This is a genomic window from Mesorhizobium sophorae (assembly GCF_002270415.1).
Lineage (GTDB): Bacteria > Pseudomonadota > Alphaproteobacteria > Rhizobiales > Rhizobiaceae > Mesorhizobium > Mesorhizobium sophorae.
On the sequence record NZ_NNRI01000022.1, the window covers coordinates 484,452 to 506,779 of the forward strand.

Annotated in this window: 22 protein-coding genes; 13 read left to right on the forward strand and 9 right to left on the reverse strand. The window is 62.1% G+C overall.

What is annotated here, in order from left to right:
- The first annotated feature begins 58 nt into the window (after positions 1 to 58).
- Positions 59 to 955: a LysR family transcriptional regulator gene (locus CGZ66_RS33410; protein WP_095090930.1), complete on the forward strand. Its 897-nt coding sequence runs from the start codon at positions 59 to 61 to the stop codon at positions 953 to 955.
- A gap of 45 nt (positions 956 to 1,000) precedes the next feature.
- Here CGZ66_RS33410 and CGZ66_RS33415 read toward each other — a convergent pair whose 3' ends face one another.
- The 3 genes from CGZ66_RS33415 to CGZ66_RS33425 form a co-directional block, all read right to left on the reverse strand.
- A complete protein-coding gene (locus CGZ66_RS33415) occupies positions 1,001 to 1,498 on the reverse strand; it encodes a methyltransferase family protein (protein WP_095090931.1) in 498 nt (165 codons plus the stop codon).
- Between the two features lie 721 nt (positions 1,499 to 2,219).
- Complete coding sequence (locus CGZ66_RS33420) at positions 2,220 to 4,271, reverse strand: elongation factor G (protein ID WP_095090932.1); 2,052 nt, start codon at positions 4,269 to 4,271, stop codon at positions 2,220 to 2,222.
- A gap of 195 nt (positions 4,272 to 4,466) precedes the next feature.
- Positions 4,467 to 5,996, reverse strand: coding sequence for a putative bifunctional diguanylate cyclase/phosphodiesterase (locus CGZ66_RS33425; protein ID WP_095090933.1), 1,530 nt, complete (start codon positions 5,994 to 5,996; stop codon positions 4,467 to 4,469).
- Between the two features lie 245 nt (positions 5,997 to 6,241).
- Here CGZ66_RS33425 and CGZ66_RS33430 point away from each other — a divergent pair, with 245 nt between their 5' ends.
- Positions 6,242 to 6,637: a (R)-mandelonitrile lyase gene (locus CGZ66_RS33430; protein ID WP_095090934.1), complete on the forward strand. Its 396-nt coding sequence runs from the start codon at positions 6,242 to 6,244 to the stop codon at positions 6,635 to 6,637.
- Positions 6,638 to 6,718: 81 nt separating this feature from the next.
- Here CGZ66_RS33430 and CGZ66_RS33435 read toward each other — a convergent pair whose 3' ends face one another.
- Entirely contained in the window at positions 6,719 to 7,921 is a 1,203-nt protein-coding gene (locus CGZ66_RS33435; RefSeq protein ID WP_095090935.1) for a pyridoxal phosphate-dependent aminotransferase, read from the reverse strand.
- Positions 7,922 to 8,124: 203 nt separating this feature from the next.
- Between CGZ66_RS33435 and CGZ66_RS33440 the strand changes: the two genes are divergently transcribed.
- The 3 genes from CGZ66_RS33440 (at position 8,125) to CGZ66_RS33450 (ending at position 10,755) form a co-directional block, all read left to right on the forward strand.
- A complete protein-coding gene (locus CGZ66_RS33440) occupies positions 8,125 to 9,021 on the forward strand; it encodes an EAL domain-containing protein (protein WP_095090936.1) in 897 nt (298 codons plus the stop codon).
- Positions 9,018 to 9,866: an EAL domain-containing protein gene (locus CGZ66_RS33445; RefSeq protein ID WP_095090937.1), complete on the forward strand. Its 849-nt coding sequence runs from the start codon at positions 9,018 to 9,020 to the stop codon at positions 9,864 to 9,866. The genes CGZ66_RS33440 and CGZ66_RS33445 overlap by 4 nt, the downstream gene beginning before the upstream one ends.
- A 280-nt stretch (positions 9,867 to 10,146) precedes the next feature.
- A complete protein-coding gene (locus tag CGZ66_RS33450) occupies positions 10,147 to 10,755 on the forward strand; it encodes a glutathione S-transferase family protein (protein ID WP_095090938.1) in 609 nt (202 codons plus the stop codon).
- Positions 10,756 to 11,156: 401 nt separating this feature from the next.
- Here CGZ66_RS33450 and CGZ66_RS33455 read toward each other — a convergent pair whose 3' ends face one another.
- The gene (locus CGZ66_RS33455; RefSeq protein ID WP_010910991.1) at positions 11,157 to 11,369 is read right to left on the reverse strand and encodes a cold-shock protein; all 213 of its coding nucleotides are present in this window, start codon (positions 11,367 to 11,369) and stop codon (positions 11,157 to 11,159) included.
- A gap of 286 nt (positions 11,370 to 11,655) precedes the next feature.
- On the opposite strand from CGZ66_RS33455, the gene CGZ66_RS33460 reads away from it, so the two are divergent.
- Positions 11,656 to 11,985, forward strand: coding sequence for a hypothetical protein (locus CGZ66_RS33460; RefSeq protein ID WP_095090939.1), 330 nt, complete (start codon positions 11,656 to 11,658; stop codon positions 11,983 to 11,985).
- Positions 11,986 to 12,030: 45 nt separating this feature from the next.
- On the opposite strand, the gene CGZ66_RS33465 is transcribed toward CGZ66_RS33460, so the two are convergent.
- The gene (locus CGZ66_RS33465; protein ID WP_095090940.1) at positions 12,031 to 12,600 is read right to left on the reverse strand and encodes a methylated-DNA--[protein]-cysteine S-methyltransferase; all 570 of its coding nucleotides are present in this window, start codon (positions 12,598 to 12,600) and stop codon (positions 12,031 to 12,033) included.
- A 181-nt stretch (positions 12,601 to 12,781) separates the two neighbouring features.
- On the opposite strand from CGZ66_RS33465, the gene CGZ66_RS33470 reads away from it, so the two are divergent.
- Together CGZ66_RS33470 and CGZ66_RS33475 are read left to right on the forward strand one after the other, a co-directional pair.
- On the forward strand, positions 12,782 to 13,714 hold the full coding sequence (locus tag CGZ66_RS33470) for a lytic transglycosylase domain-containing protein (RefSeq protein WP_095090941.1): 933 nt from the start codon (positions 12,782 to 12,784) through the stop codon (positions 13,712 to 13,714).
- Positions 13,715 to 13,719: 5 nt separating this feature from the next.
- Positions 13,720 to 14,208: a GNAT family N-acetyltransferase gene (locus CGZ66_RS33475; RefSeq protein WP_095090942.1), complete on the forward strand. Its 489-nt coding sequence runs from the start codon at positions 13,720 to 13,722 to the stop codon at positions 14,206 to 14,208.
- A gap of 9 nt (positions 14,209 to 14,217) precedes the next feature.
- Here CGZ66_RS33475 and CGZ66_RS33480 read toward each other — a convergent pair whose 3' ends face one another.
- The gene (locus tag CGZ66_RS33480; RefSeq protein ID WP_095090943.1) at positions 14,218 to 14,562 is read right to left on the reverse strand and encodes a hypothetical protein; all 345 of its coding nucleotides are present in this window, start codon (positions 14,560 to 14,562) and stop codon (positions 14,218 to 14,220) included.
- 180 nt (positions 14,563 to 14,742) lie between these two features.
- On the opposite strand from CGZ66_RS33480, the gene CGZ66_RS33485 reads away from it, so the two are divergent.
- The 4 genes from CGZ66_RS33485 (at position 14,743) to CGZ66_RS33505 (ending at position 17,193) form a co-directional block, all read left to right on the forward strand.
- Positions 14,743 to 15,486 (forward strand): DUF899 family protein, encoded by a 744-nt coding sequence (locus CGZ66_RS33485; RefSeq protein WP_095090944.1) that lies wholly within the window; start codon positions 14,743 to 14,745, stop codon positions 15,484 to 15,486.
- Between the two features lie 299 nt (positions 15,487 to 15,785).
- Positions 15,786 to 16,250 (forward strand): cupin domain-containing protein, encoded by a 465-nt coding sequence (locus CGZ66_RS33495; RefSeq protein ID WP_095090945.1) that lies wholly within the window; start codon positions 15,786 to 15,788, stop codon positions 16,248 to 16,250.
- Positions 16,251 to 16,324: 74 nt separating this feature from the next.
- Positions 16,325 to 16,717, forward strand: coding sequence for a RidA family protein (locus CGZ66_RS33500; protein WP_095090946.1), 393 nt, complete (start codon positions 16,325 to 16,327; stop codon positions 16,715 to 16,717).
- Between the two features lie 83 nt (positions 16,718 to 16,800).
- Positions 16,801 to 17,193, forward strand: coding sequence for a RidA family protein (locus CGZ66_RS33505; RefSeq protein WP_027044169.1), 393 nt, complete (start codon positions 16,801 to 16,803; stop codon positions 17,191 to 17,193).
- Positions 17,194 to 17,391: 198 nt separating this feature from the next.
- Here the strand turns inward: CGZ66_RS33505 and CGZ66_RS33510 are convergent, their stop codons facing one another.
- Entirely contained in the window at positions 17,392 to 18,735 is a 1,344-nt protein-coding gene (locus CGZ66_RS33510) for an ISNCY family transposase (protein WP_095088125.1), read from the reverse strand.
- Between the two features lie 295 nt (positions 18,736 to 19,030).
- Positions 19,031 to 20,785, reverse strand: a complete 1,755-nt coding sequence (locus CGZ66_RS33515; RefSeq protein ID WP_095090947.1) for an ATP-dependent nuclease — start codon at positions 20,783 to 20,785, stop codon at positions 19,031 to 19,033.
- Between the two features lie 310 nt (positions 20,786 to 21,095).
- On the opposite strand from CGZ66_RS33515, the gene CGZ66_RS33520 reads away from it, so the two are divergent.
- Complete coding sequence (locus tag CGZ66_RS33520; RefSeq protein ID WP_206073831.1) at positions 21,096 to 22,247, forward strand: FAD-dependent monooxygenase; 1,152 nt, start codon at positions 21,096 to 21,098, stop codon at positions 22,245 to 22,247.
- Positions 22,248 to 22,328 lie beyond the last annotated feature (81 nt).

Genomic DNA, 22,328 nt, shown 5'->3' on the forward strand with positions numbered 1-22,328 from the left:
AAACGCCGTGTAAAAGCCTGATTTTTCATTCAGACGCCAAAACAGAACGAGGGGTAGCATGGCGTTGGACTGGGACAAGCTACGCGTGTTTCACGCTGCGGCGGAGGCAGGGTCGTTTACCCATGCGGCCGAGACATTGCATCTGTCGCAATCGGCGATCTCGCGGCAGGTCAGCGCGCTCGAACATGATGTCGGCGTGCCGCTGTTCAACCGCCATGCCCGCGGGCTGGTGCTGACCGAGCAGGGCGAAATGCTGTTCCGCACGGCGCATGACGTGCTGATGAAGCTCGAAACCATCAAGTCGCGGCTGACCGAGACCAAGGATCGCCCCTCCGGCGTGCTCAGGGTGACGACCACCGTCGGGCTGGGCGCCGGTTGGCTGACCGAGCGGGTGCAGGAGTTCATAGAGCTCTATCCCGAAATCAGCCTGCAGCTGATCCTCGCCAACGAGGAACTCGACCTCACCATGCGCCAGGCAGATTGCGCCATCCGGCTGCGCCAGCCGCAGCAGCCGGACTTGATCCAGCGCCGCCTGTTCACCGTACACTTCCACCTCTATGCCTCGCCCACCTATGTCGCCAAGCACGGCAAGCCGGCTTCGGTGGCCGAGCTGAAGAGCCATCGCATCGTCACCTTCGGCGTGCCGGTGCCGTCGCATCTGTCGGAACTGAACTGGCTGGAAACGATTGGCGATTTCGAAGGCGGACAAAGGGTGCCGACGTTGCAGATCAATGACATATTGTCGATCAAGCGCGCGGTGCAGGGCGGCGCCGGCATCGCCATGCTGCCCGACTATGTGATCAACAAGGATTCCGACCTGGTGCAATTGCTGCCGGAGACCGAGGTGCCGTCATTCGACACCTATTTCGCTTATCCGGACGCGATGAAGAACCAGGCCAAGCTGCATGTCTTTCGCGATTTCATCATCGCCAAGGCGCGTAGCTGGTCTTTCTGATCCACCCCTGGCGTCCGACTTTCTGGTCTTCATCCAGTTCTAGAATCACCCCCGCCAGGGCGTCAGCCGCGGCAGCCAGGCGGGCACGGCGCGGCGATAGATTTCGTACTGCGCGCCGTAGCGGCGGGCCAGTGTCGGCTCCTCGTAGAGCCGGACGAACGACACCATGGCGATCGCGCCGATGGTCGCGTAGGCGGCAAGCGTCAAACTCGAGAACAGCAGCGCCTGGCCGAGGATGATCGACAGCACCGCGACATACATCGGGTTGCGGACATGGCGGTAGATGCCGCCGATCACCAGTCTCTCGGTCGGTGCAACCGGAGCGGGCGTGCCCAGCCCCTCGAGCGCAAAGCGGCCGAAGGCATGCAGCAGTGCAGCGATCGCGGTGACGATCAGGAGCCCGCCAACAGGCACAAAGCCCGGCAGGCTCGACCATGGCAAGCCCCAGCGATCGGTCAACAGCCAGGGCACCAGCCCGGCAACCACGCCGGGCGCGGCGATGAAGAATGCCGCGCATCCGGCGATCGCCGAAAACGTCCGCATTGGGTGCTTCCTCCCTGACTGCCTGATAAATGAACGGCTGCTGCCTGCTTCCACATCATTGCGCGGTTTTGGCATTTGGGCACAGAAATCGATCGCGATTGGCGATTCTGTAGTGAGAATCGCGCCTCCGTACACTCCGTTTTGCTGATTTTGCTGGTCCTATAGGTCTCGGATATGGGTTAGACCACAGCCTGCGTCTTTTTGCATGCGTGTGTTGCAAAATAGATGCTTGTTTCTTGGGCATGATGAGCACATATATAGATCATCTCCTGGGCGCGTTCTCCTCCCATTAGCGCCCTAGAGTGTTCCCCTCTGGAGGTTAGCCTTAACAGGCACTTCCAATCAAACTCAGCCGGATCTTCGTTGATCCGGCTTTTTTGTTGCCCGAGCCCTGCCGGAGCAACTCGAAAATTCATCAGAATTGCCACGTAACAGTGACATGTAACCTCAGGTAACATGACATGGACGCCCGACACGTGCTATCCACACCATAGGACGCGGTGTGGTCGTGCGGGAGATGGGGGCATCACTCGAACGGCCCGGGCTCAGGCGGCTACCGCGTCCGAACCATTTTCGCTGCCGAAGCTCGGCGGCGCCAGATGCGGCGGACCTTCCGTTTTGCCTCCTGGGAAACGGTCCGCGAATATAACGACGTCCGGTCCCCGCCGGGCGTCGTTTTCATTTGGCCCCCCTCGAACCGGGGTTCGAGGGGAAGACCGAATCAGGCAGCCTTGCCGTTGGCATTCATCGCTTCGTCGGCGAGACGCCCGGTGAGTTCGGCCATGTGGTCGAAGACGGCGCGGTAGCTGGCGACGCCAGCGGTCGCCGAGCGCAACTCGATGATCAGGTCGCCGATCTCGGCCTGCGGCATGGTCGCCTCGACAACATCCCATCCCGGCCAGGCAGGCCGCGCATCATAGCCGAGGATCTGGCCGCGCCGCTGCGGGATGAGCGCGATGATCTTCGAGGTCGCGTCGGAGGGCGTGACGATCTCGACCTTCATCACCGGTTCCAGAAGCACCGGCGAGCAGGCGGCCATGCCTTCCTTCATCGCCAGTCTGGCCGCCATCTGGAAGGCCATGTCGGAGGAATCAACCGCGTGGTAGGAGCCGTCCGAGAGGTTGACGGCGACATCGACGACGGGAAAGCCGAGCGGCCCCGACTTCAGATAGTCGCGCACGCCAGTCTCGACCGACTGGATATAGGTCTTCGGCACGACGCCGCCGGTGATGGTGTCGGTGAACTGGAAGCCGGAGCCGCGCGGCAGCGGCTTGATCTCGATCACCACGTCGCCGAACTGGCCATGGCCGCCCGACTGTTTCTTGTGCCGGCCGCGCTGCTGCGCCGATTTGCGGATCGTCTCGCGATAGGGCACCGCCGGCGCATGACCTTCGACCGGGATCTGGTTCTTGCCTTCCAGCCGCTCGCGCACGACACGCAGATGCATCTCGCCATGGCCCGACAGCACGGTCTCGGCCGAGTCCTGGTTGTGGCGCAGGCTGAGCGAGGGGTCTTCCTCCGCCAGGCGCTGGATGGCGGCCGACATCTTCACTTCGTCCTTGCGCTCCTTGGGGCGCAGCGCGAAAGCGAAGACCGGCTGCGGCGGCTCGAACTCAAGCAGCGGCTTGATGCCGCCCTTGGCCGAACTCAGCGTCTGGCCGGTCTTGACCTCATCCAGCTTGCCCAGCGCCACCGTGTCGCCGGCCTTGGCGATGGTGAGCTTGAACTGATCCTTGCCGAGCATTCGGTAGATGCCGGAAACCTTCGCCGTGTTGCCGCCGGGCAGCCAGAGTTCGGAGCCGTCGACGACCTGGCCTGACAGGATGCGCGACACCGACAGCTTGCCGCCATGCGGCGTGTGGATGGTCTTCATCACCTGAGCCACTGTGGCCGCGCCGTCGGGGGCGCCCAGCCGCTTGCGGGTCGCCTCGATGTCCGGCGCGTCGTGGCGGATCGCCTTCAAGAGGCGCAGCACGCCATTGCCTTTCTCGGCTGTGCCGATCAGCACCGGCGTCACCGCGCCATCGCGCAGATCGGCGGCGAGGTCGTCGAAGATGGCGTCCTTGGGCGGCTCGATCTCCTCGAGCAGTTGTTCCATCAGTTGGTCGTCATGATCGGCCAGCGTCTCCAGCATGGAGAAGCGCGCCTCCAGTTCGCGCGCCTTGTCATCGCCAGGTATTTCGGCCACTTCGCTTTCGGCATATTCGCGATAGATGTAAGCGCGCTCCAGCGCCAGATCGATCGAGCCGATGACGACGCCATCCTTGCGCAGCGGAATCTGGCGCAGCAGCAGCGGCACGGCGCTGGCCGGCTGCAGCATCTTCAGGGTGTCGCGCACGCCGGCGATTGCCTTGTCGACCTTGTTGAGGAACAGGATGCGCGGCACGCCGAGATCGTCGAGCCTGCGCATGATCAGCTGCAGGGCAGGGATCTTCTTTTCGTCGGCCTCGGCAACGACCACAGCGAGGTCGCAGGCGGCCAGCACCGGCTCGGCCTCGAAGGAGAATTCGATGGAGCCGGGACAATCGACGAAAGTAAGCTGCTCGCCCATGAATTCGGTGGTGGCGAAGGTCGCCTCGACGCTCATCGCGTGGGCCCGCGCCTCTGGCGAATGATCTGAAACGGTGTTGCCTGATGAGACGGGGTTTTGTCGGGGGATTGAGCCCGTGCGGGCCAGTATGGCTTCGAGAAGTGTCGTCTTACCGCTGGCGAAGGGACCGATTATGGCAATGCATTTCGGTCCCGTGCGTCGTCCTCCGGCGCGAGTACCCATGACTGACCTCCACTCAGGCGTTTCCCGTAGGACCGACTGGCATGCATGGTTCAGGCTTGGTCAATCGGTCCTGAGCGGCGGCCGGCCTGTTCGACCGTCGCGGGCGGGGTTCTTTTGGTTTGGCCACCTGCCCGAAGCCATCGTCCCACTTGTTTGCCGGCAGGGCAAGAAAAATAGAAATTCTTCGGTGTGGCCTCAGGCGCTCAGCGCCAGCGGCTCGGCATGGACGGCATGCAACGGACCAAGCTTGTCGCGCGGCGCCGGCCGGCCGAAGAAATAGCCCTGGAAACGATTGCAGCCGGCGGCCTTGACCAGGGCGAATTCCTCTTGCGTCTCGACGCCCTCGGCGACGATGGTGACGTCCTGGATGCGTGCGATCTGGGCGAGCGCCGAAACGAAAATCTGCGCCACCTGGTCATGGGCGAGGCTGCGGATGTAGGAGCGGTCGATCTTGATGCTGTCTATCGGCAAGGTCTTCAGATAGTTGAAGCCGCAATGGCCGGTGCCGAAGTCGTCGAGCGCGATGTGGAAGCCGAGGCCGCGCAACGCTTCGAGGCGTCGCAGGATTTCGGGCGTGGCGGCGGTCGCCACCGTCTCGGTGATCTCGATGACGAATTGCGCGGCGCAACGGCCGGTTTCCTTCAGCACGCGATCGCACATGGTGACGATCTCGTCACGCTTCAGCTGTTCGCCGGAGACGTTGATCGATATGCGGCGTCCCGGGAAATGGCTGATATCGGCGCAGGCCCGCTTGAACACCCACTCGCCGAGCATGTCGATCAGGGTCGAGCGTTCGGCGATCGGAATGAACTCGGCCGGCGAGATCAGACCACGAACCGGGTGGCGCCAGCGGATCAGCCCTTCGAAGCCACAGGTGGAACTGTCCGGATTGACGATCGGCTGGTAGTGCAGCTCGAGTTCGCCGAGATAGACCGCCGCGCGCAACTCCCGCTCGACCAGGCGACGATAGCGCTTGTCGGACAGCATCTCCTCGTCGAACACGGTGACGCGGCCACGACCCGCCGCCTTGCTTTCATAGAGCGCCAGGTCGGCGACCAGCATCAGTTCCGTCGTGTTTGAGGCATGTGCCGGCGCCAGCGCCAGGCCGACGGAAATGGAGAGCGGGATGGTCTTGCCCTCATGCGATTTCCCGGCCCGCATGGCATCCAGCAAGCGCCTGACTTTCTTGTTGATGATGGCGAGATCGTTGTGCGGGACGATGACGCCGAATTCGTCGCCGCCGAGCCGTCCGACCATGCCTCCGGCAAAGATGCGCTCGGCGGTCTTGACCAGATGTGCCAGAGCGAGGTCGCCGAACTGATGTCCGAACGTGTCGTTGAGCTGCTTGAAGTGATCGACGTCGATCAACAGCAAGGTCGCATCGCGCCGGTCGCGCATGCTGCCGAGACTGTCGTGCAGCGCTTCGAGGAAATAGCGGCGGGTCATCGCCCCGGTCATCGCGTCCCTGGTCAGGAAATGATGCTTTTCCGCCTCTGCGGCGGCGGCCGACCGCAAGCGATGGACGACGCTGCTGCGCATATACATCAGGGCCAGCAGGGCCAGGCTGGTGGCGAGGATCGAGATAGCGAAGGCGTTGCTGGACGGCTGGTCTCGCGAAAGGTCGACCGCGCCAAGCACCGCGGCGCCGATGCTGATCAGAAGCAGCAACTGGATGCCGCGGTAGATCCGGCCGCTGTGATCCTTGATCGTCGCCAATATGCTCATCTCATCGCCCCTTGAAATGCGGGCTCAGGGCTAGTGAGCAGCTGTTAAGAAGACATTGAATTCGCCATCGTTCGGTGCCGCGACACGGTGCGGGGAGCGTTCATGGTTAAGGAGAAAAAATCGGTCTTGCGGCGGTGCGCGAAACGGCCGGTTGCGCCTGGGATGATATCGGCCGACAATGGATCTTGCGCCAATGTCCGGCGGCGTTTGTCGCCATCACCTCACCAAGTTCCAGGGTTTCCACGATGAAGATCATTGCTTGCGGCAGCGTGCCGACCATCATAGCGCCGGAGAAGTACTTCACCGGCCGCGTGTTGCAGACGCCGATCATCGAGAAGGAGGCGCCGGCGCGGCTGCGGGCCACGCTGGTCAGCTTCGAGCCGGGCGCGCGCACCCACTGGCACACGCATCCGCTCGGCCAGACACTCTATGTCACCTCAGGCGCAGGCCTTGCCCAGACATGGGGCGAGCCGGTCCAGGAGATCAGGGCCGGCGACGTGATCTCGTTCGGACCTGGCGAAAAGCACTGGCACGGTGCGGCGCCGAAATCGGCGATGACGCATATCGCCATGCAGGAGGCGCTCGACGGTGTCCATGCCGACTGGTTGGAAGAGGTGACGTCAGTCCAATATGGCGGCTGAGTGCCGAGCCGGTGAGGAGGCGTCGTTGCCAATAAAAAACCCGGCGGTGAAGCCGGGTTTTCAGTTTCAAGACTGGCCTGATCAGGTCAGCGATGCCGTGAAGCGCTGGATGCGCGTGCAGGCTTCCTCAAGCAGCGTCTCCGAAGTGGCGTAGGAGATGCGGAAGTTGGGACCGAGGCCGAAGGCCGAGCCGAACACCACCGCGACCCCCTCGGCCTCGAGCAGTTCCGAGCAGAAGGTTTCGTCGGTGTCGATCACCTTGCCGGCTTTGGTCTTCTTGCCGATCAGCTGGGCGCAGGACGGATAGACGTAGAAGGCGCCTTCCGGCGACGGGCAGGTTATGCCGCGCGCCTGGTTGAGCATCGACACGACGAGATCGCGCCGGCCCTGGAAGATCGCCTTGTTCCTGGCGATGAAGTCCTGCGGGCCGTTGAGCGCCTCGACCGATGCCCATTGCGCGATGGTGCAGGCGCCCGAGGTCTGCTGGCCCTGGATCATGTCCATCGCCTTGATCAGCGCCACCGGACCGGCGGCATAGCCGATGCGCCAGCCGGTCATGGCATAGGCCTTCGACACGCCATTCATGGTCAGCGTGCGCTCGTAGAGCTTCGGCTCGACTTCGGCGATGGTCTTGAAGACGAAGTCGCCATAGGTCAGGTGCTCGTACATGTCATCGGTCAGCGTCCAGACATGCGGATGCTTCAACAGCACGTCGGCCAGCGCGCGCAATTCAGCCTCGGTATAGGCGGCACCCGACGGGTTCGACGGCGAGTTCATCAGCAGCCATTTGGTGCGTGGCGTGATTGCCTTTTCCAGCACCGCGGCGGTCAGCTTGAAGCCGTTGTCGATCGAGGTGTCGGCAAACACGGAGGTGCCGCCGCATATCGCCACCATCTCAGGATAACTGACCCAGTAGGGGCGCGGTATGATGACCTCGTCACCGGGGTTCAGTGTCGCCATGAAGGCGTTGAACAGGATCTGCTTGCCGCCGGTGCCGACAATGGTCTGCTCGGGCTTGTAGTCGAGATTGTTTTCGCGCTTGAACTTCTTCGCGATCGCCTCGCGCAGCGGCACGATGCCCGACACCGGCGGATATTTGGTTTCGCCACGGCGGATTGCCTCGATCGCCGCATTCTTGATGTTGTCGGGCGTATCGAAGTCCGGCTCGCCGGCGCCGAGGCCGATAATGTCACGGCCGGCATTTTTCAGCTCGCGCGCTTTCTGCGTCACCGCAATGGTCGCGGAAGGCTTTACGCGGGAAAGGGCGTCGGCGAGAAAGGCCATGACCGGATATCTCCAAACAAGGTCGGCGCGGGCCGGGAGCGGCCGCGGCGCTTCTCATGTCGCATGATTTCGCGCAGTGCAAGCATTGTCGGCTGATCCAGGCCTCAAGGAGCCGTGATCGGAAACGATAAATTCATTAACGGGCGGTAGAGGCTTGCGTGACAGGATCGCAGTTTGACCGCCAGTTTGCGGAGCGAGGAACCGTGTCGCGCAGCATCGGGCTTGCCCACATCATCCGTCAGGACGACGGCACCTCCACCGGTGTCTGGGGCATCTACACGCTGCAAAGCGCCTTCCAGCCGATCTTCGCCTTCAACGAAGGCAAGCTGTCGGTGGCCGCGTTCGAAGGGCTGATCCGGCCGTTCCGCGACGGCGAGCCGCAATCGCCGATGAGCTTTTTCAGCACCTGTCCGGCCGCCGACCGCCTGCATGTCGAGGCGCTGACCAGGACGCTGCATCTTCTGAACGCCGGCGCCTGTTTGCCGGAGGAGGCCTCGATCTTCGTCAATTTCGACCCGTCGGTGTTCACCGAGCGCACCGTTGCCGACAATGCCTTGCGCGAAATGCGGCTGGTGCTGCACGAGGCCGGCATCGATCCGCGCCGTGTGGTCTGCGAAGTGACCGAGCAGCGCTCGGCGTCGCAGGAGACCCTGCACAGTTTCGTCGCCGCGCTGCGGGCCAACGGCTTTCGCATCGCCGTCGACGATTATGGCGCCGATGATTCCGACATCAACCGCATCAAGCAGCTAAAGCCCGACATCGTCAAATTCGACGCCTTCTGGATCACGCAGCTGATGGAGTCCGGGGCCGGCTTCGCGCTGCTGACCACGATGGTGAAAAGTTTCGAGCAGCAAGGCATCCGCACTGTGTTCGAGGGCATCGAGGAGGGCTGGCAACTGGAACTCGCCGAGAAATCGGGAGCGTCGATGGTGCAGGGTTTCGTGCTGGCGCGGCCCGAGCTTGCACCGACAAGCTTTCGCGTCTTCGGCAAATCCACGCAGCAGGCCGCCCCCGCGGCCGTTGAAGCCGCGCCTGTCCAATCGGCCTCACCGCATGCGACGCGGCCGGCAAAACCCTTCGGGCGCAAGGTGGCGCCATGAAGCGCGAGCGGCGGCGCGATGTCGGCAACGCGATCCAGGTCGACGAAGTCGGTATCGAATACGGCATCCATGGCGAGTTCCGGCTGCGCAGCGCCTATCAGCCGATTTTCGCGCCGCGCGGCCGCTTCCTTCACGCCGTCGCGGTCGAAGCCCTGATCGAGCCGCACCGTGCCGGCCGCCCCGGTGCGCCGAAGGTGTTCTTCGAAAGCATCGCCGCTTCCGACCGCTTGTTTGTCGAGACCATGTGTCGGGTGCTTCACCTCAGGAATTTTCACAACATCGGCGTCGACGGGCTCGATCTGTTCTTCAACTACAATCCGCTGATCAACGACCATCCCGGGCGGGCGCTGGCCGAGATCCGGCTGATGACCAGGTATCTCGGCGATTTCGGCCTCGCGCCGGGGATGCTGGTCTGCGAAATCACAGAACAGGCGGCCGACGACGCGCTTCTCATCCGACTGGTGCGCGAAATGCGGCGCGACGGGATCCGCATCGCCATCGACGATTTCGGCACCGGCCACTCGACGGAGGAGCGGGTCAGCCTGCTCCATCCCGACATCGTCAAGATCGACGGCACCTGGTTCGCCGAGTTCTGCCGCCATGCCGCCGCCGAACGGTTCTTCCGCCCGCTGGTTTCGACCTTGCACGACCGTGGCGCCAAGGTGCTGGTCGAAGGCATCGAGCAGCCCACACACCTGCGCGTCGCGCTCGAAGGCGGCGTCGACCTGCTGCAGGGGTTTCTTCTCGCCCGTCCGGCGCTGGCCGGCACGATCTTCAACGAAGAGCCGCTCTCCGTCGACACGCTGCTTGGCAGGGATAGCAAGGTTGTGCCGCTGTTTGGCTAGGGCGCGTCGGCGGTTGGCGAAATCCGTGGCGAGGTCGTTCTTCTCCCCGTCACTATACGGGGAGAAGATGGCGGTCTCGCGGTAGACGGCTCAGGTCCGAAGAGAAAAATCCTGATGCGTCGCACTGCCCCTCATCGCCCTGCCGGGCACTTCTCCCCGTAAACGGGGAGAAGGACGCTTACATCAGCGGCGCTGATGGTCCTGCCAAAACAAATCATTGGTTGAGGACGTCGCCGCTGCGATAATCACGCCGGCAGAGGCAGCGCACCGGGGAACTGCAATGATACTCTACGGCATGATCGACAGCGGCAATTGCTACAAGCCACGGCTGCTGATGGCCAAGCTTGGCCTCGCCTTCACCAATGTCGAGGTGAGTTCGCATACGGGTGAGACGCGAAAAGCGGACTATATCGCCAAGAACCCGAACGCCATGGTGCCGCTGCTCGAGCTCGACGACGGCCGGCGGCTTGCCGAATCCAACGCCATCCTGCTCTATCTCGCCGACGGCACGCGCTTCCTGCCGGCGGACAGGTACGAACGGGGACTGGCCTATCAATGGCTGTTCTTCGAGCAATACAGCCATGAGCCCTATATCGCGGTGCGCAAGGCGCTGCTGACCTTTCCCGAACGCGCCCGGGATGCGACGCCGGAGCGGCTGGCGGTGACGCTGGAGCGTGGCAACAAGGCGCTCGGCGTGATGAACAAATTTCTGGAAGCCAATGCGTTCTTCGCTGGCGGTGCCTACAGCGTCGCCGACATCGCGCTCTATGCCTATACGCATACGGCAGAGCAGGGCGGCTTCCAGCTTGATGCCTATCCAGCGGTGGCAGCCTGGCTGAAACGGGTGGAGGCGGATCCAGGGCATGTGCCGATGGACTGGGTGGGGTGAGCAACTTTGGAGATTGGCGAAAGCTTCGGCAGCCAGATGAGGGGCGGCGCCAGCCTTTGTCGTAGTTGGGCTTGGTTTGGCGATAGGCAATCTTGAGGCGTCGCGCTGCCCCTCATCGCCCTGCCGGGCACTTCTCCCCGTGTAGGGACGGGGAGAAGGACGCTGTATCGCCGGTTTAGCCAATTGTCGGTGCCTGAACCCCAGACAAACAAAAAGGCGGGATAAATCCCGCCTTCCCATTTTCGGTAGCCTGATCGGGAGCGTCCAGTCCGGGCTGGCAGCTATCTGCTGATCCAGTCTGTCGGGTCTTTCCGCTCCGGCGCGCTTCTCGCGCGACTGTCAGTACATCCGTGACTTGCCGCGCGCCCCGAGCTCTCGCCCGGCGCGCGCCATTCGCAAAATCAGGCTGCCTTGCTCAGAGATCCAGCGGACGACTTGCCAGTGCGGCGGTCCTGCTCGATCTCGAAGTTGATCTTCTGGCCTTCGACCAGCGTCGACAGTCCAGCACGCTCGACAGCGGAGATGTGGACGAATACGTCCGCGCCGCCCGCGTCAGGCTGGATGAAGCCGAAGCCCTTGGTGGCGTTGAACCACTTGACCGTTCCAGTTGCCATTTAGATAGTCCTTCACATTTGCTTTAGATTGACCGGACCGAAGTCCAGCCGGTGTGCATCGAGATTTTGGAGATAGACGTCAGCAAACGCGATTATCGCGAGGCCCGGATCGATCGGCCGAAATATCAATGGAACGCATATAGGCTGCTTTCGCACGAAAAACAAGACTGCGTGAGAAGGCCGTGATCAGGATGCCGCCCAATGGCCGCCCCAATCGCGTGAGAGCGTCGCAACAGGATCGGGCCCCGGCGGTGTTCAATCCGGGAGGAGCTTGGGGGAGAGGACCATGAAAACCATTCTGCTTGCCGCCTGCCTGACGCTGGTGGCCGCCGAGGCGCAGGCGATCTCACGCTATGATCCGACGCGTATGAGCTGCGGGCGTGTGCAGTCGACGATCGCGCGGCAGGGCGCCGTAATCCTGCGTTACCAGTCGACGCGGGTACCCGGCCTGCCGCTCTATGACCGCTATGTGCAGAGCGAGCAGTTCTGCACCATGGGCGAGGTGAGAGCACGCGCCTACGTGCCGAGCGCCGACACCAGGTCCTGTCCGGTCTATACCTGCAAGCGGCCGGACTATGATCGGCATTTCCGCCGGCGCTTCTTCCACAACGACTAGGCGCCTCGTTGGCGCTTGTCTTGTCGCCTCTTGGGCACGCCTGGTTCAGAATCCGAAGGAAACCTGCGCTGGTGGCGGCGGGCCGACGCGCACGCCTTCCATGGCCAGCATCTTCTCCTTGGTGTTCGAGCCGCCGGGCGCCGAGAAGCCGCCGATCTTGCCGCCGGCGGCAAGGATGCGATGACAGGGAATGACCAGCGGCACCGGATTGGCGCCAAGGGCAGCACCGGTTTCGCGTGGCAGACCGCCATGGCCGGCGCGTTTGGCCAGCTCGCCATAGGTGGTGGTTTCGCCGTAGCCGAGCTTCCGCGCCGCGTCGTAGATGGCAAGGCGGAAGTCGTCGACGCCGTCGAGATCGACCGGTACGCCGGTGAAGTCGACATCCTCGCCGGCCGCATAGGCCTTGATCGAGGCGATCAGGTCGACGGCCCATGGCGGCTGGGCGGTGGAGGCGGAAACGCCGGCATGGCGCATCAGCCGCCGTTCCACCGCCTCGCGGCTGCGTTCAGGCAGGCAGAGCCGGATCAGGCCCTTTTCGCTCCAGGCGATGCCCATGAAGCCGATCACTGTTTCTAACACTGCGTGGCCGGCTGTGATCGAAGATGTCGTTTCCATGATGCGTTCCTTTCCGCAAAGTGGCGAAATCCGGCATTCGTCCCGGTACATATCCAGAACAATATGGCATCCCGGCCAGAGTCTCGCCACCCGAAAACCACCTGAGGGCCCCGATTGCCGGTCGTGAATCGCTGGTGTAAGGAATTTCTTAATAACCCGACAAATCGGACCCGAGCGCGGCTTGCCAGCAAAACACACTCTTATCGCGATCGGCGTGATCCTGGCTACCGCCGGCATCAGCGGTTGCACGTCGACCTCGCAGATGAAATCCGCGCCTGCCCTGACCGAAACCGCGACTGCCGCCGGCGCTGACGCCGGCTTCACGATACCGCTGCCGGAGACGGTTTCGGTGCTGCCGGAATCATCGGGAATCGCACCCGTTCAGACGGCTGAATCGACGTCCGGCCCAGCCACGCCGGCACCCGATGCCGCCGTCCAGTCGGCTGCCGCGACCGCCGCCTTTGCCGGCTCGACCCCGGCAGCGCCGGCGGTACCTGCCATCATGACCGCCAATGCCTGGCAAGCGCCGCCGCCGGCGACCGCAGGCGAGCCCGTCAAGACGGCCGAGACCTATACGACCGCCGGGCTCGTAATGCCCGCGACCGCCAAGGGCGACCGGAAGGTCGTGCCAGGCGTCCAGCAGGTCGCCTATATGGTGCCGCAGAACCCGGCTGCCCTCGTCCAGTTCCCGATGGCACCCGCGGAAGAAGAGCACGCGCCAGGCGTGCGTGGCGACGTCGAGCGTCTGATCGAGAAATACGCCGCCCTCTATCAGGTGCCGGTCGATCTGGTGCGCCATGTCGTCAACCGCGAGAGCACCTTCAACCCGAAAGCCTACAACAATGGCCATTGGGGGCTGATGCAGATCAAGCACGCGACGGCGCGCGGCATGGGCTATGACGGACCGGCCAAGGGCCTGTTCGACGCCGAGACCAATTTGAAATACGCAGTCAAATATCTGCGTGGCGCCTGGCTGGTGTCCGGGGGCAACGCCAAGCGGGCCGACTGGCTCTACCAGACCGGCTACTATTTCGATGCCAAGCGCAAGGGCCTGCTCGAGGCGACCGGGCTTGGCCGTGACCGCCAGCGCAGCCGCCTGCAGCCCGACGCCTGAGCGCGATGCCTGAACCGCGGCCGCCGGCCCTGAACGATATCCGGCTGCGCAAGATCCTCGACGAGACGCTGGTTCCCGCGCACTGGCCGGAAGGCTTTGTGATGCGCTGCTTCGAGCCCGGTGATGCGCCGGCCCTGCATGCGCTGTTGACCGACGTGTTCGACGACGGTGCCGATGGCCCGTTCGACGAGTGGTGGCCGCGTATATCAGGCGATCCCGAATTCGACCCGGCGCTGTGTTTCCTCGTCATCGATGCCAAGGGCCGGCTGGCGGCGGCGGCGCTGTGTTGGACACGCGCCTTCGTCAAGGACCTCGCCGTCCATCCCGAGGCGCGCGGCAAGGGCATTGCCGAAGCGCTGATGTGGCACGCCTTCGCCACCTTTCGCGCACGCGGCGCTGACTATGTCGACCTGAAGACCAACACCGAAGAGAACGCCGCCGCAGTGCGGCTCTACGATCGGCTCGGCATGTTCGAGGTCGATTGGTACAGCTGAGCGGGGCGCTCAGATGTCCGGCGCATTGCCGATCTTCCGCTTGAGGTCCAGCGCCCAGGCGCGCCCCTCGTCGCCGCCCCACAGCAGCCAGGCGATGTAGCCGGCCGACGGGTTTTGCTCGTTGCCGTAGTTCCTGCCGCGCTTGTCGACCTCGTGGCGGGCGAAATAGCTGACCATGCGGCGGATGGTGGAGGGCGCGAGCTTTTCCCGGTTCTTCAGTTCGGTGGCGCGGGCCACGCCGATCTCGGTGCCGCCACGGCCGAATTCGCCGCGCAGGCGCAGCCCCTTGGCGGCATTGTCGGCCACCACTTGCGGGCAGCGCAGGTCGATCTCGTCGCCATCGTCGTTGTGCATTTTGTCCCCCGGACTGCTGGCTTATCCTGTGGGGAGAATGCTGGGAAGAGAGCGAGGTTCCGCTGCAAGGAATCGCCCGAGCTCTGCGCAAAAAAATGTCGGCACCGATGGCCGCCAAACGTCCTTGGGTCGCAGAGCAACCGCGCCGGGACGCCGGCGCCGCGACCGAAGGAGCCGATCATGATCACCTTTCCCAACGAATCCGCCAAATACCGCACCGCCCGCGAAAAACTGCTGCAGAAGGAAATCGGGCTGCGCCGCGCCATGGAAGAGGTTGCGGTTGCGCGGCGCGCGCTGCCGCCCGGTGGGCTGGTGCCGCAGGATTATGTGTTCGACACGCTCGGACCGGACGGCAAGCCCGCGAAGGTAAAACTCTCGGAGCTGTTTGCGCCCGGCAAGGATTCCCTCATCCTCTACAACATGATGTTTCCCCGCCACCCGCGCGAGACGCGCGACGTGGCGACCAGCGGCGGCACGGCGAAGCTCGCGCGGCCGGACCAGCCATGCCCGTCCTGCACGGCGCTGCTCGACCAGTTCGACGGCGCGGTCGGTCATCTCGAGGCCGCCGGTTTCACTTTCGCCGTGGTGGCGAAAACCGCGCTCGAAAACCTGGTCACGCTCGGCCGCGACCGCGGCTGGCGCAACATGCGGCTGGTGTCTTCGGCCAACAACGGCTTCAAGCGCGACTACAATGCGGAGGCGGCCGATGGCGCACAGTCGCCGCTGCTGTCGGTGTTCCATCGCGACGCCGACGGCATCCGCCATTTCTGGAGTTCCGAACTGGATTTCGCGCCAACGGACCCAGGCCAGGATCCGCGTGGCGTCGGCACCTGCGAGCCGCTGTGGAACCTGATGGATTTCACGCCCGAGGGCCGGCCGAACTGGAACGAGCAGCTGCAATATGGCGAGGCTTGTTGTCACTAGGAGGGCCTTGCCTTCTAGGCGTCGCCGAGTTGGAGGACGCCTTATCCGAAGATCAGCGCTCTACGGCGCCCCCCTCTGTCCTGCCGGACATCTCCCCCACAAGGAGGGAGATTGGCAGCTGTGGCGCCGGCCCTCTTCTTGCAACGTTGAAAATTGGCGAAAGCGGGCGCGACATCCGATCTCCCCCCTCGTGGGGGAGATGTCCGGCAGGACAGAGGGGGGCGCCGTAGAGCACCACGGCAGGCGCTTCATTGCTCGGCGATAAACTACAATGTCGGCACAAACCGGGATAGCATTCCATGCCCAAGATCGACCTGTCAGCCGTGCCCATCCGCAAAGGCTCCGGCTACCCCGCGCCTTTCGATCAACCCTGTGCCGATCGCACGCGGCGGCGGCTGGGCGATGCGGGCGGGCTCACCGATTTCGGCGTCAACCTGATGACCTTGCCGCCCGGCGGCTGGTCCAGCCAGCGCCACTGGCACAGCCATGAGGACGAGTTCGTCACCGTGCTGGAAGGCGAACTCACGCTGGTCGAGGACGGCGGCGAGACGCTGCTCAAGGCAGGCGACTGCGCGACCTTTGCCAAAAACAGCGGCAACGGCCATCACCTGATCAACCGGTCGTCCACCACGGCGCTCTATCTGGAGGTCGGCTCGCGCGACCCGGACGATGTCATCACCTGTTCCGACATCGACATGATGAGCCCGAGCTCCGACGGACGTTTCCTGCACAAGGACGGTAGGCGGTATCCGGGGCAGGGGTAGCCCTGGACCATGCATCCGCGCTGGCGTTCACCGGGCGGCGCGATAAGCTCCCGGCAAACCCAGGGAGGATTGCCGTGAAGAAAGAAATCATCGAAGTGCCGGTGCTGTCGGCAGCGGTGCGTGCCTTGGGCGTGCCGCTGTCGCTGGTGACCAAAGCCGCCGGGCTGGTCTTCGTGTCCGGCACGCCGCCGCTCGATATCTTGACCGGCAGACTGGTCAAGGGCGACATCGAAGCGCAGACCGAAGCATCGCTGAAGGCGCTGAAGCATTGCCTGGAAGCGGCCGGCACTTCGCTGGACAACGTGGTGATGGTGCGCATCTACGCCGTCAATTCCGGCTTCTACAACGCCATCAACCGGGTCTATGCGAGGCATTTTCCCGAGAATCCGCCGTCGCGGACCTTCGTGCCGGTGGCGTCATGGCCGATGGAGTTCGATATCGAGATCGAATGTGTGGCGGTGGGCTGAGCCGAGCGGCTCTGGACCATGCGTCCGCGCTGGCGTTCGCCGGGTGGCGCGATAAGCTCCCGGCAAACCCAGGGAGGATTGCCGTGAAGAAGGAAGTCATCGAGGTGCCGGTCATGTCGGCCAAGGTGCGGGCGCTTGGCCTGCCCTGTTCGACAGCGGTGAGGGCCAACGGCTTCGTGTTCATCTCGGCGACGCCGCCGGTGGACATGGTGACCGGCGAGATGGTGCGCGGCGACATCGAAACGCAGACCGAGGCGTCGCTGAAAGCGCTGAAACATTGCCTGGAAGCGGCCGGCACCTCGCTGGACAATGTGGTGATGGTGCGCATCTACGCCGTCAATTCCGGCTTCTACAACGCCATCAACCGGGTCTATGCGAAGTATTTTTCGACCAACCCGCCGGCGCGCAGCTTCGTGCCTGTGGCGTCATGGCCGATGGAGTTTGACATCGAGATTGAGTGTGTGGCTGTGGCGTGAGACTAGTCTAGTTTCCGTCCATAAACCTGCGTTTTTTACAGCGTTTACAATCGCTTATCCTCGGTTGGCAGAGCATTTGAAGGCATGCGACGGAACTACCGGCGCTGGTTTGGTCAGAGCGGTGCTACGAGCGCGATTAGGCGCACGCCCCGCGACCGGATTGGCCGGTGCGGGTGCGACTGCGATGCCTGGTCGGCGTCAGGTCGCTTTGAGGCGAATGAAGAGGACGAGGTTGTAGGCCACGACCGAGGACCAGACGTAGGTCTTGAAGTGGTCGAGGCCGCGCCAGGTGCAGCAAGCCAGGCCGTAAGCACGTTTGAGGCAAGAGATGCCAGCTTCGATGCCGGCGCGGAAGTTGCGTAGCTTGCGATAGACCCACTTGCTTCTGACCATGTCCTCGATCCTGAGGCCGGCTTTCTTGTGGAATGCCATGTCGGAGACGCCCCACGCCTTCGCTTTAACCAGGTTGTCGCGCGTGGCGAAGCCGCCATCGGCGGCGGCTTGCCGCGGCGCTTGACCATAGATGTCGATGTGGCGTTCCAGCATCGGCAGCAAGCGGTCGCTGTCGGCCGGGTTGCCTGCTTCGATGACCAGATCGAGGATCATGCCGCTCCTGCCGGAGGTCAGGTTGAGCTTGTGGCCGTATTCGGTGTCGCGGCTGCCTTTGACGATGATATCGGCATGCGGTTCGAACAGGCTGACCAACTTCTCGCGGGCCGGCACCGGCTCGCCGGCCAGCACGCGCCGCTCGCTCTGTCTGATGATGCGTTCGATCAGCGGCCGATAGTGACGAACCTGGGCCTGCCACAGTGCGATGGGCGGCGGAGTGCTCGCCTCGGCCAATCGCTCGGTCGCCTCCTTCAGATAGGCCAAGGTCGCGCGAGTGATTACGATCAGTTCGCGGTAGAGTTGGACGCGATTGGGTCGGCCGCGCGTGAACTGGATCTTGCGGGCGCGCTTCTTGGCTGCGCGGCAATGATCGCGCCATGATGCGCCAGCGCCGCCGACCAAGCTATCGGCCCGCTTCAGAAGGCGCACCATGACCCGCACGGCATCCCAAAGCAGGCTACTGTCGCTCGGCTCGTGCATGAGTGCCGAGGTCACGGTGCTGTCCAATCGCACGACCGTGCCGTCTTCGAGCTTCGCCTGCCGAGCGCCCGACAGGAGTGTCCGATTGACCTGTTCCCAGGTCTCGGGCCTGATCGCGCTGATCGTCTTTTGCAGCACCGACTTCTGCGGACTCCACGACCATGGCATCCGCGCAAAGGCACGAAACGAGGCGGAGTCCTCAAGATGGAACGCCAGCTCCTGATAGCTCAGCTGGCGGTATTGCTTGAGCAGCGCACAACGCAACACTGCTTCGGCGGGCAACCCTTGCCGTCCAGTGGCCTTGACGCCATCTCGACACAGGTCCCGCGCCACCAGCCCGAGTAGGTCGCGATGCTCATCCAGCCATTGCGACATCGCCTTCAGTTCATGGCCGATCTCGTGTGTGGCGAAAAGATCGAATATGCTCGCTTGGACGGTGCGTTCTTGGCGCATTGTCGGCTCCGGCGGTGGCAGATTGTGCTTTGGAATCAGTGGCATGAAACCAAAGTGTACCTGAAACCGCCGGGCCTTGCTTACGCAAAGCTCCGATTCACGTAATAATATCAATATATTGGCGTTTGTGGACGGAAACTAGTCTAGGCTTCCCCTTCTCTCCCTTGGGGGAAAAGAGGCGTGAGCTAAGTGAAGGCGGATGAGTGTATCGGACGGAGCTGGCGGTTGCCGGACTACGAGAAGATGGCAGGGACCACCCTGAGTGGCTAAAACCTGTCTGTTTAATATACGTGACTTACCTGCGCAGGAATGCTGCCATGTTGTTCAAGCGCAAAATAATATCTGCGGGAACTTCATCTTGTGTCATCTCTTCCAAGATCTGATTTGCAGTTATTGATGCGCCGAAATCTCTCTGAAAGGTCGCAGATAGCACCGAGATGAAGTCTTTTCCTGGAAGCATCGCGAACCTGGTTTCCTCGTTGTCCCAGTTCTCTTCGAACCGTTGGTTCGCACGCGAAATGTGAGTAGGGAGTGCCGTATGACGATCTACATCACCGTGGTGACTTATGTAGTGAGCGATCTGTTGGGTGCGGCAGACGTCACGGAATCCATCTGTCAGCTGGAGGACACGCCGTCGAATTTCAGCTAAATCTAGATCGTGCCCCCGGGCCAATAATCGTTGCTGGATTGCCGCAGCCAAAGGTCGAGTTACGATGAGATAGTTCTCAATCTCTTTCCTTCCAAGAACATCGACCCAAAGATTTTCGTTAGCCAAGCTCGCCTTGAAGGTGTCGACTTCCTCGACGCAACGATAATCGCGATCAAAGATCGCAGCTATCCGAACATCAAGATGAAATATGTTGTGCAGCGCCCAGTCAACTTCCTTGACCCGCGTCCATTGTGAAAAACCGCCGGTTTGGAGATAGACTGTCTTGGAGTCTTGGAATATATCGTCCAATCTAGCTTTTGCGGCCAGTTTACGCAGAAGCTTTTTGTCGCCACCCTCAAAGAAAACTATTCGATCTGCTCTTGCTAGCCGCGCAAATTCGGCGTTTTCAGATGAACCTATATAAGAATAGAGTCGTCGAAAAGCATCGTCAGAGATCACACGTTGCGCCGACCGATGCCCCGAATTCACAAGAAGTATGTCTCCGCTGTCAGCCTCGTTTAGTATTTCAGAAGAATGTGTTGCTATAAATATCTGACCGAAACGCTCCTTCGCTATCCTCAACATCTTTTTTTGAAGATCGGGGTGCAAATAGATGTCTGGCTCATCCAGGACCAGTATCGATCGGTCATCTCCCCGTAAGAATTGGAAAGTCATCTGCATCCAAACCTGAAATCCGAATCCTGACCAATAAACTTCCCGAAGAAATCGATCTTCTGAATATAACATACTTACGTATGCGCGACCATGGCGAACGATCTCAGGGCGCTGCAGTTCGATATTAGGCCATCCCGCAGAAACTAGATTTGAAAACCGAGCGAATTCCTCGTCGTTTTTTCGCATAACTATGTTGCGGAAATTTCTGCTCGCAAGGCGCGTTGTTTCATTTCGAAAAACCGTTTCGTCGGAGACGTACTCTTCTTCGGACTCGAGTGCAGATAAAGTTGGAACGATAACTAGGTTAATGGGCACAAGTCGCCGATAGTCGGCGCTTGTTCGTGGAACCCGCCGGTCTGTTTCGACGAAAGCTAGAATTACGTGGTCGGGGTGCAACCGGATATGGATCGTAGAACCGTTGTCGATCGATATTGAGATACGCGCAAAGTCGTCGCCGTAGTTCCTGACCACGTTTTCAATTGGAATGCCAATTAGCGTATGCGCCAGCTCGTAGGTCGCACATCCCCCAAAGCCATCGTGCTCGCGATATATTGGACGAGCACGACTGGCATATCGGTGGACCGCACTAAAGATGCGAAGCGCGTCCAGTACAGTTGATTTTCCTGCATTGTTCGGCCCAACAAAAATATTTGTTTGCCGGCAAGACACGGTAAAGCGCTCAAAGCGCTTATAATTTTCGACCAAAATCGAGCGGATAAATGCCATTCATTAGGCTTGCACAGTACTGGAACAGAGGCAATTTGCCCTCTGAGTTATCCAAGCCGATTTCTTTAAAAGTACTCACACAACGGTCGTATCGCCAAGATACCGGCAGAGTATGGCTCCAAGTGCGATGCCGCACGTATGCCCTTTTGTCTACTTTCTCGGCAACGATGCACGCCTTACAACACGGTCGCCGTTTGCCTGCGCTGTGCACCGGCGTTAGGCTGCCCATATTGACCGTGGCCGCGGTGGGCACCCGCCAAGGGCTGACGATGCTTGAGGAGCCGGAGCAATGAGCACGAGCCCGCTGCGTGTGGCGGTCATTGGCGGCGGCATCGGCGGCGCCGCCGCCGCTGCTGCCCTGCTTCAACGTGGCATGGACGTCCGGCTCTACGAGCAGGCGACGGCCCTGGCCGAGGTCGGCGTCGGCGTCGTGATCCAACCGAACGGTGTCCGGATGCTTCGGCGGCTCGGCCTTGGCGACGAGCTGATCCGCTCGGGGGCCAGATGGATCGACCCACAGTTTCGTCGCGCCGATGGATCCTATGCGGCTGCGATGTGGCCCCCCGAGCTTGCCAGCCAAATCGAGTTCTACGGCATGCACCGTGCCGATTTGCTAGCAATGTTCGTCGATCGGCTACCTGCCGATAGTGTGAAGACCGGCCACAGATGTATCGGCTTCGAACAGGACGATGAGCAGGCCGTCATCACTTTCGCCAATGGTTTGCTCACCACGGCCGACGTCGTGATCGCCGCTGACGGCATCCATTCTACCCTTCAGCAGTTCGTCGTCGCCCCGTCCGCCCCGCTCTATTCGGGATCGGTCGCCTATCGAGGGGTGATCCCGGCGGCTGGTGTCTCGTGGCCGCCGGGAGCGATGCGCAACTGGCTTGGTGCAGGCAAGCATTTTCTCATCTATCCGGTGCGCGCCGGCCAGCTCATCAACTACGTCGGCTTTGTGACGACTGACGAGCCGATGAAGGAGTCATGGTCGGCACGGGGCGATCCCTCCGCCCTTGCCCGGGAGTTCGCCGGCTGGGACCCCATGGTTGAGACGGTCATTGCCCAACTGAAAACGACGTTTCGGTGGGGCCTGTTCGATCGTGAGCCGCTCGCAACCTGGACTCGCGGACGCCTGACCCTGCTGGGCGACGCCGCCCACCCAATGCTGCCGCATTTGGGACAAGGCGCAAATCAGGCCATCGAAGACGCGGTTGCCTTGGCGACCGTGCTGAGCCACGCAGACCGCAAGTCAGCCCCACGGGCGCTGCTGATTTACGAGCAGCTGCGGCGCGAGCGGACTGCCGGCGTCCAGCGCATGGCGCGCGTGAGTGGTGCTCGCTATGACGCCAGCGGCAATTTGCATGCCCGCGACCGCAAGCTTGATGCTCAGCCGCAGGAACGAGCCTGGGTCTGGAATTACGACGCCGATGCCGAAGCCGAGGCCGTCGCCGCTTCGCTCTAGACTAGTTTCCGTCCACAAACGCCAATATATTGATATTATTACGTGAATCGGAGCTTTGCGTAAGCAAGGCCCGGCGGTTTC

What these genes read in the sequence shown, in the direction of transcription:
- CGZ66_RS33425 (WP_095090933.1), bottom strand. Translation starts at nt 5,996, where the DNA reads ATGAGCATATTGGCGACGATCAAGGATCACAGCGGCCGGATCTACCGC.
- CGZ66_RS33435 (WP_095090935.1), bottom strand. Translation starts at nt 7,921, where the DNA reads ATGGCCTTTCTCGCCGACGCCCTTTCCCGCGTAAAGCCTTCCGCGACC.
- CGZ66_RS33450 (WP_095090938.1), top strand. Translation starts at nt 10,147, where the DNA reads ATGATACTCTACGGCATGATCGACAGCGGCAATTGCTACAAGCCACGG.
- CGZ66_RS33495 (WP_095090945.1), top strand. Translation starts at nt 15,786, where the DNA reads ATGCCCAAGATCGACCTGTCAGCCGTGCCCATCCGCAAAGGCTCCGGC.
- CGZ66_RS33410 (WP_095090930.1), top strand. Translation starts at nt 59, where the DNA reads ATGGCGTTGGACTGGGACAAGCTACGCGTGTTTCACGCTGCGGCGGAG.
- CGZ66_RS33475 (WP_095090942.1), top strand. Translation starts at nt 13,720, where the DNA reads ATGCCTGAACCGCGGCCGCCGGCCCTGAACGATATCCGGCTGCGCAAG.
- CGZ66_RS33510 (WP_095088125.1), bottom strand. Translation starts at nt 18,735, where the DNA reads ATGCGCCAAGAACGCACCGTCCAAGCGAGCATATTCGATCTTTTCGCC.
- CGZ66_RS33415 (WP_095090931.1), bottom strand. Translation starts at nt 1,498, where the DNA reads ATGCGGACGTTTTCGGCGATCGCCGGATGCGCGGCATTCTTCATCGCC.
- CGZ66_RS33485 (WP_095090944.1), top strand. Translation starts at nt 14,743, where the DNA reads ATGATCACCTTTCCCAACGAATCCGCCAAATACCGCACCGCCCGCGAA.
- CGZ66_RS33460 (WP_095090939.1), top strand. Translation starts at nt 11,656, where the DNA reads ATGAAAACCATTCTGCTTGCCGCCTGCCTGACGCTGGTGGCCGCCGAG.
- CGZ66_RS33420 (WP_095090932.1), bottom strand. Translation starts at nt 4,271, where the DNA reads ATGGGTACTCGCGCCGGAGGACGACGCACGGGACCGAAATGCATTGCC.
- CGZ66_RS33515 (WP_095090947.1), bottom strand. Translation starts at nt 20,785, where the DNA reads ATGGCATTTATCCGCTCGATTTTGGTCGAAAATTATAAGCGCTTTGAG.
- CGZ66_RS33480 (WP_095090943.1), bottom strand. Translation starts at nt 14,562, where the DNA reads ATGCACAACGACGATGGCGACGAGATCGACCTGCGCTGCCCGCAAGTG.
- CGZ66_RS33455 (WP_010910991.1), bottom strand. Translation starts at nt 11,369, where the DNA reads ATGGCAACTGGAACGGTCAAGTGGTTCAACGCCACCAAGGGCTTCGGC.
- CGZ66_RS33445 (WP_095090937.1), top strand. Translation starts at nt 9,018, where the DNA reads ATGAAGCGCGAGCGGCGGCGCGATGTCGGCAACGCGATCCAGGTCGAC.
- CGZ66_RS33465 (WP_095090940.1), bottom strand. Translation starts at nt 12,600, where the DNA reads ATGGAAACGACATCTTCGATCACAGCCGGCCACGCAGTGTTAGAAACA.
- CGZ66_RS33430 (WP_095090934.1), top strand. Translation starts at nt 6,242, where the DNA reads ATGAAGATCATTGCTTGCGGCAGCGTGCCGACCATCATAGCGCCGGAG.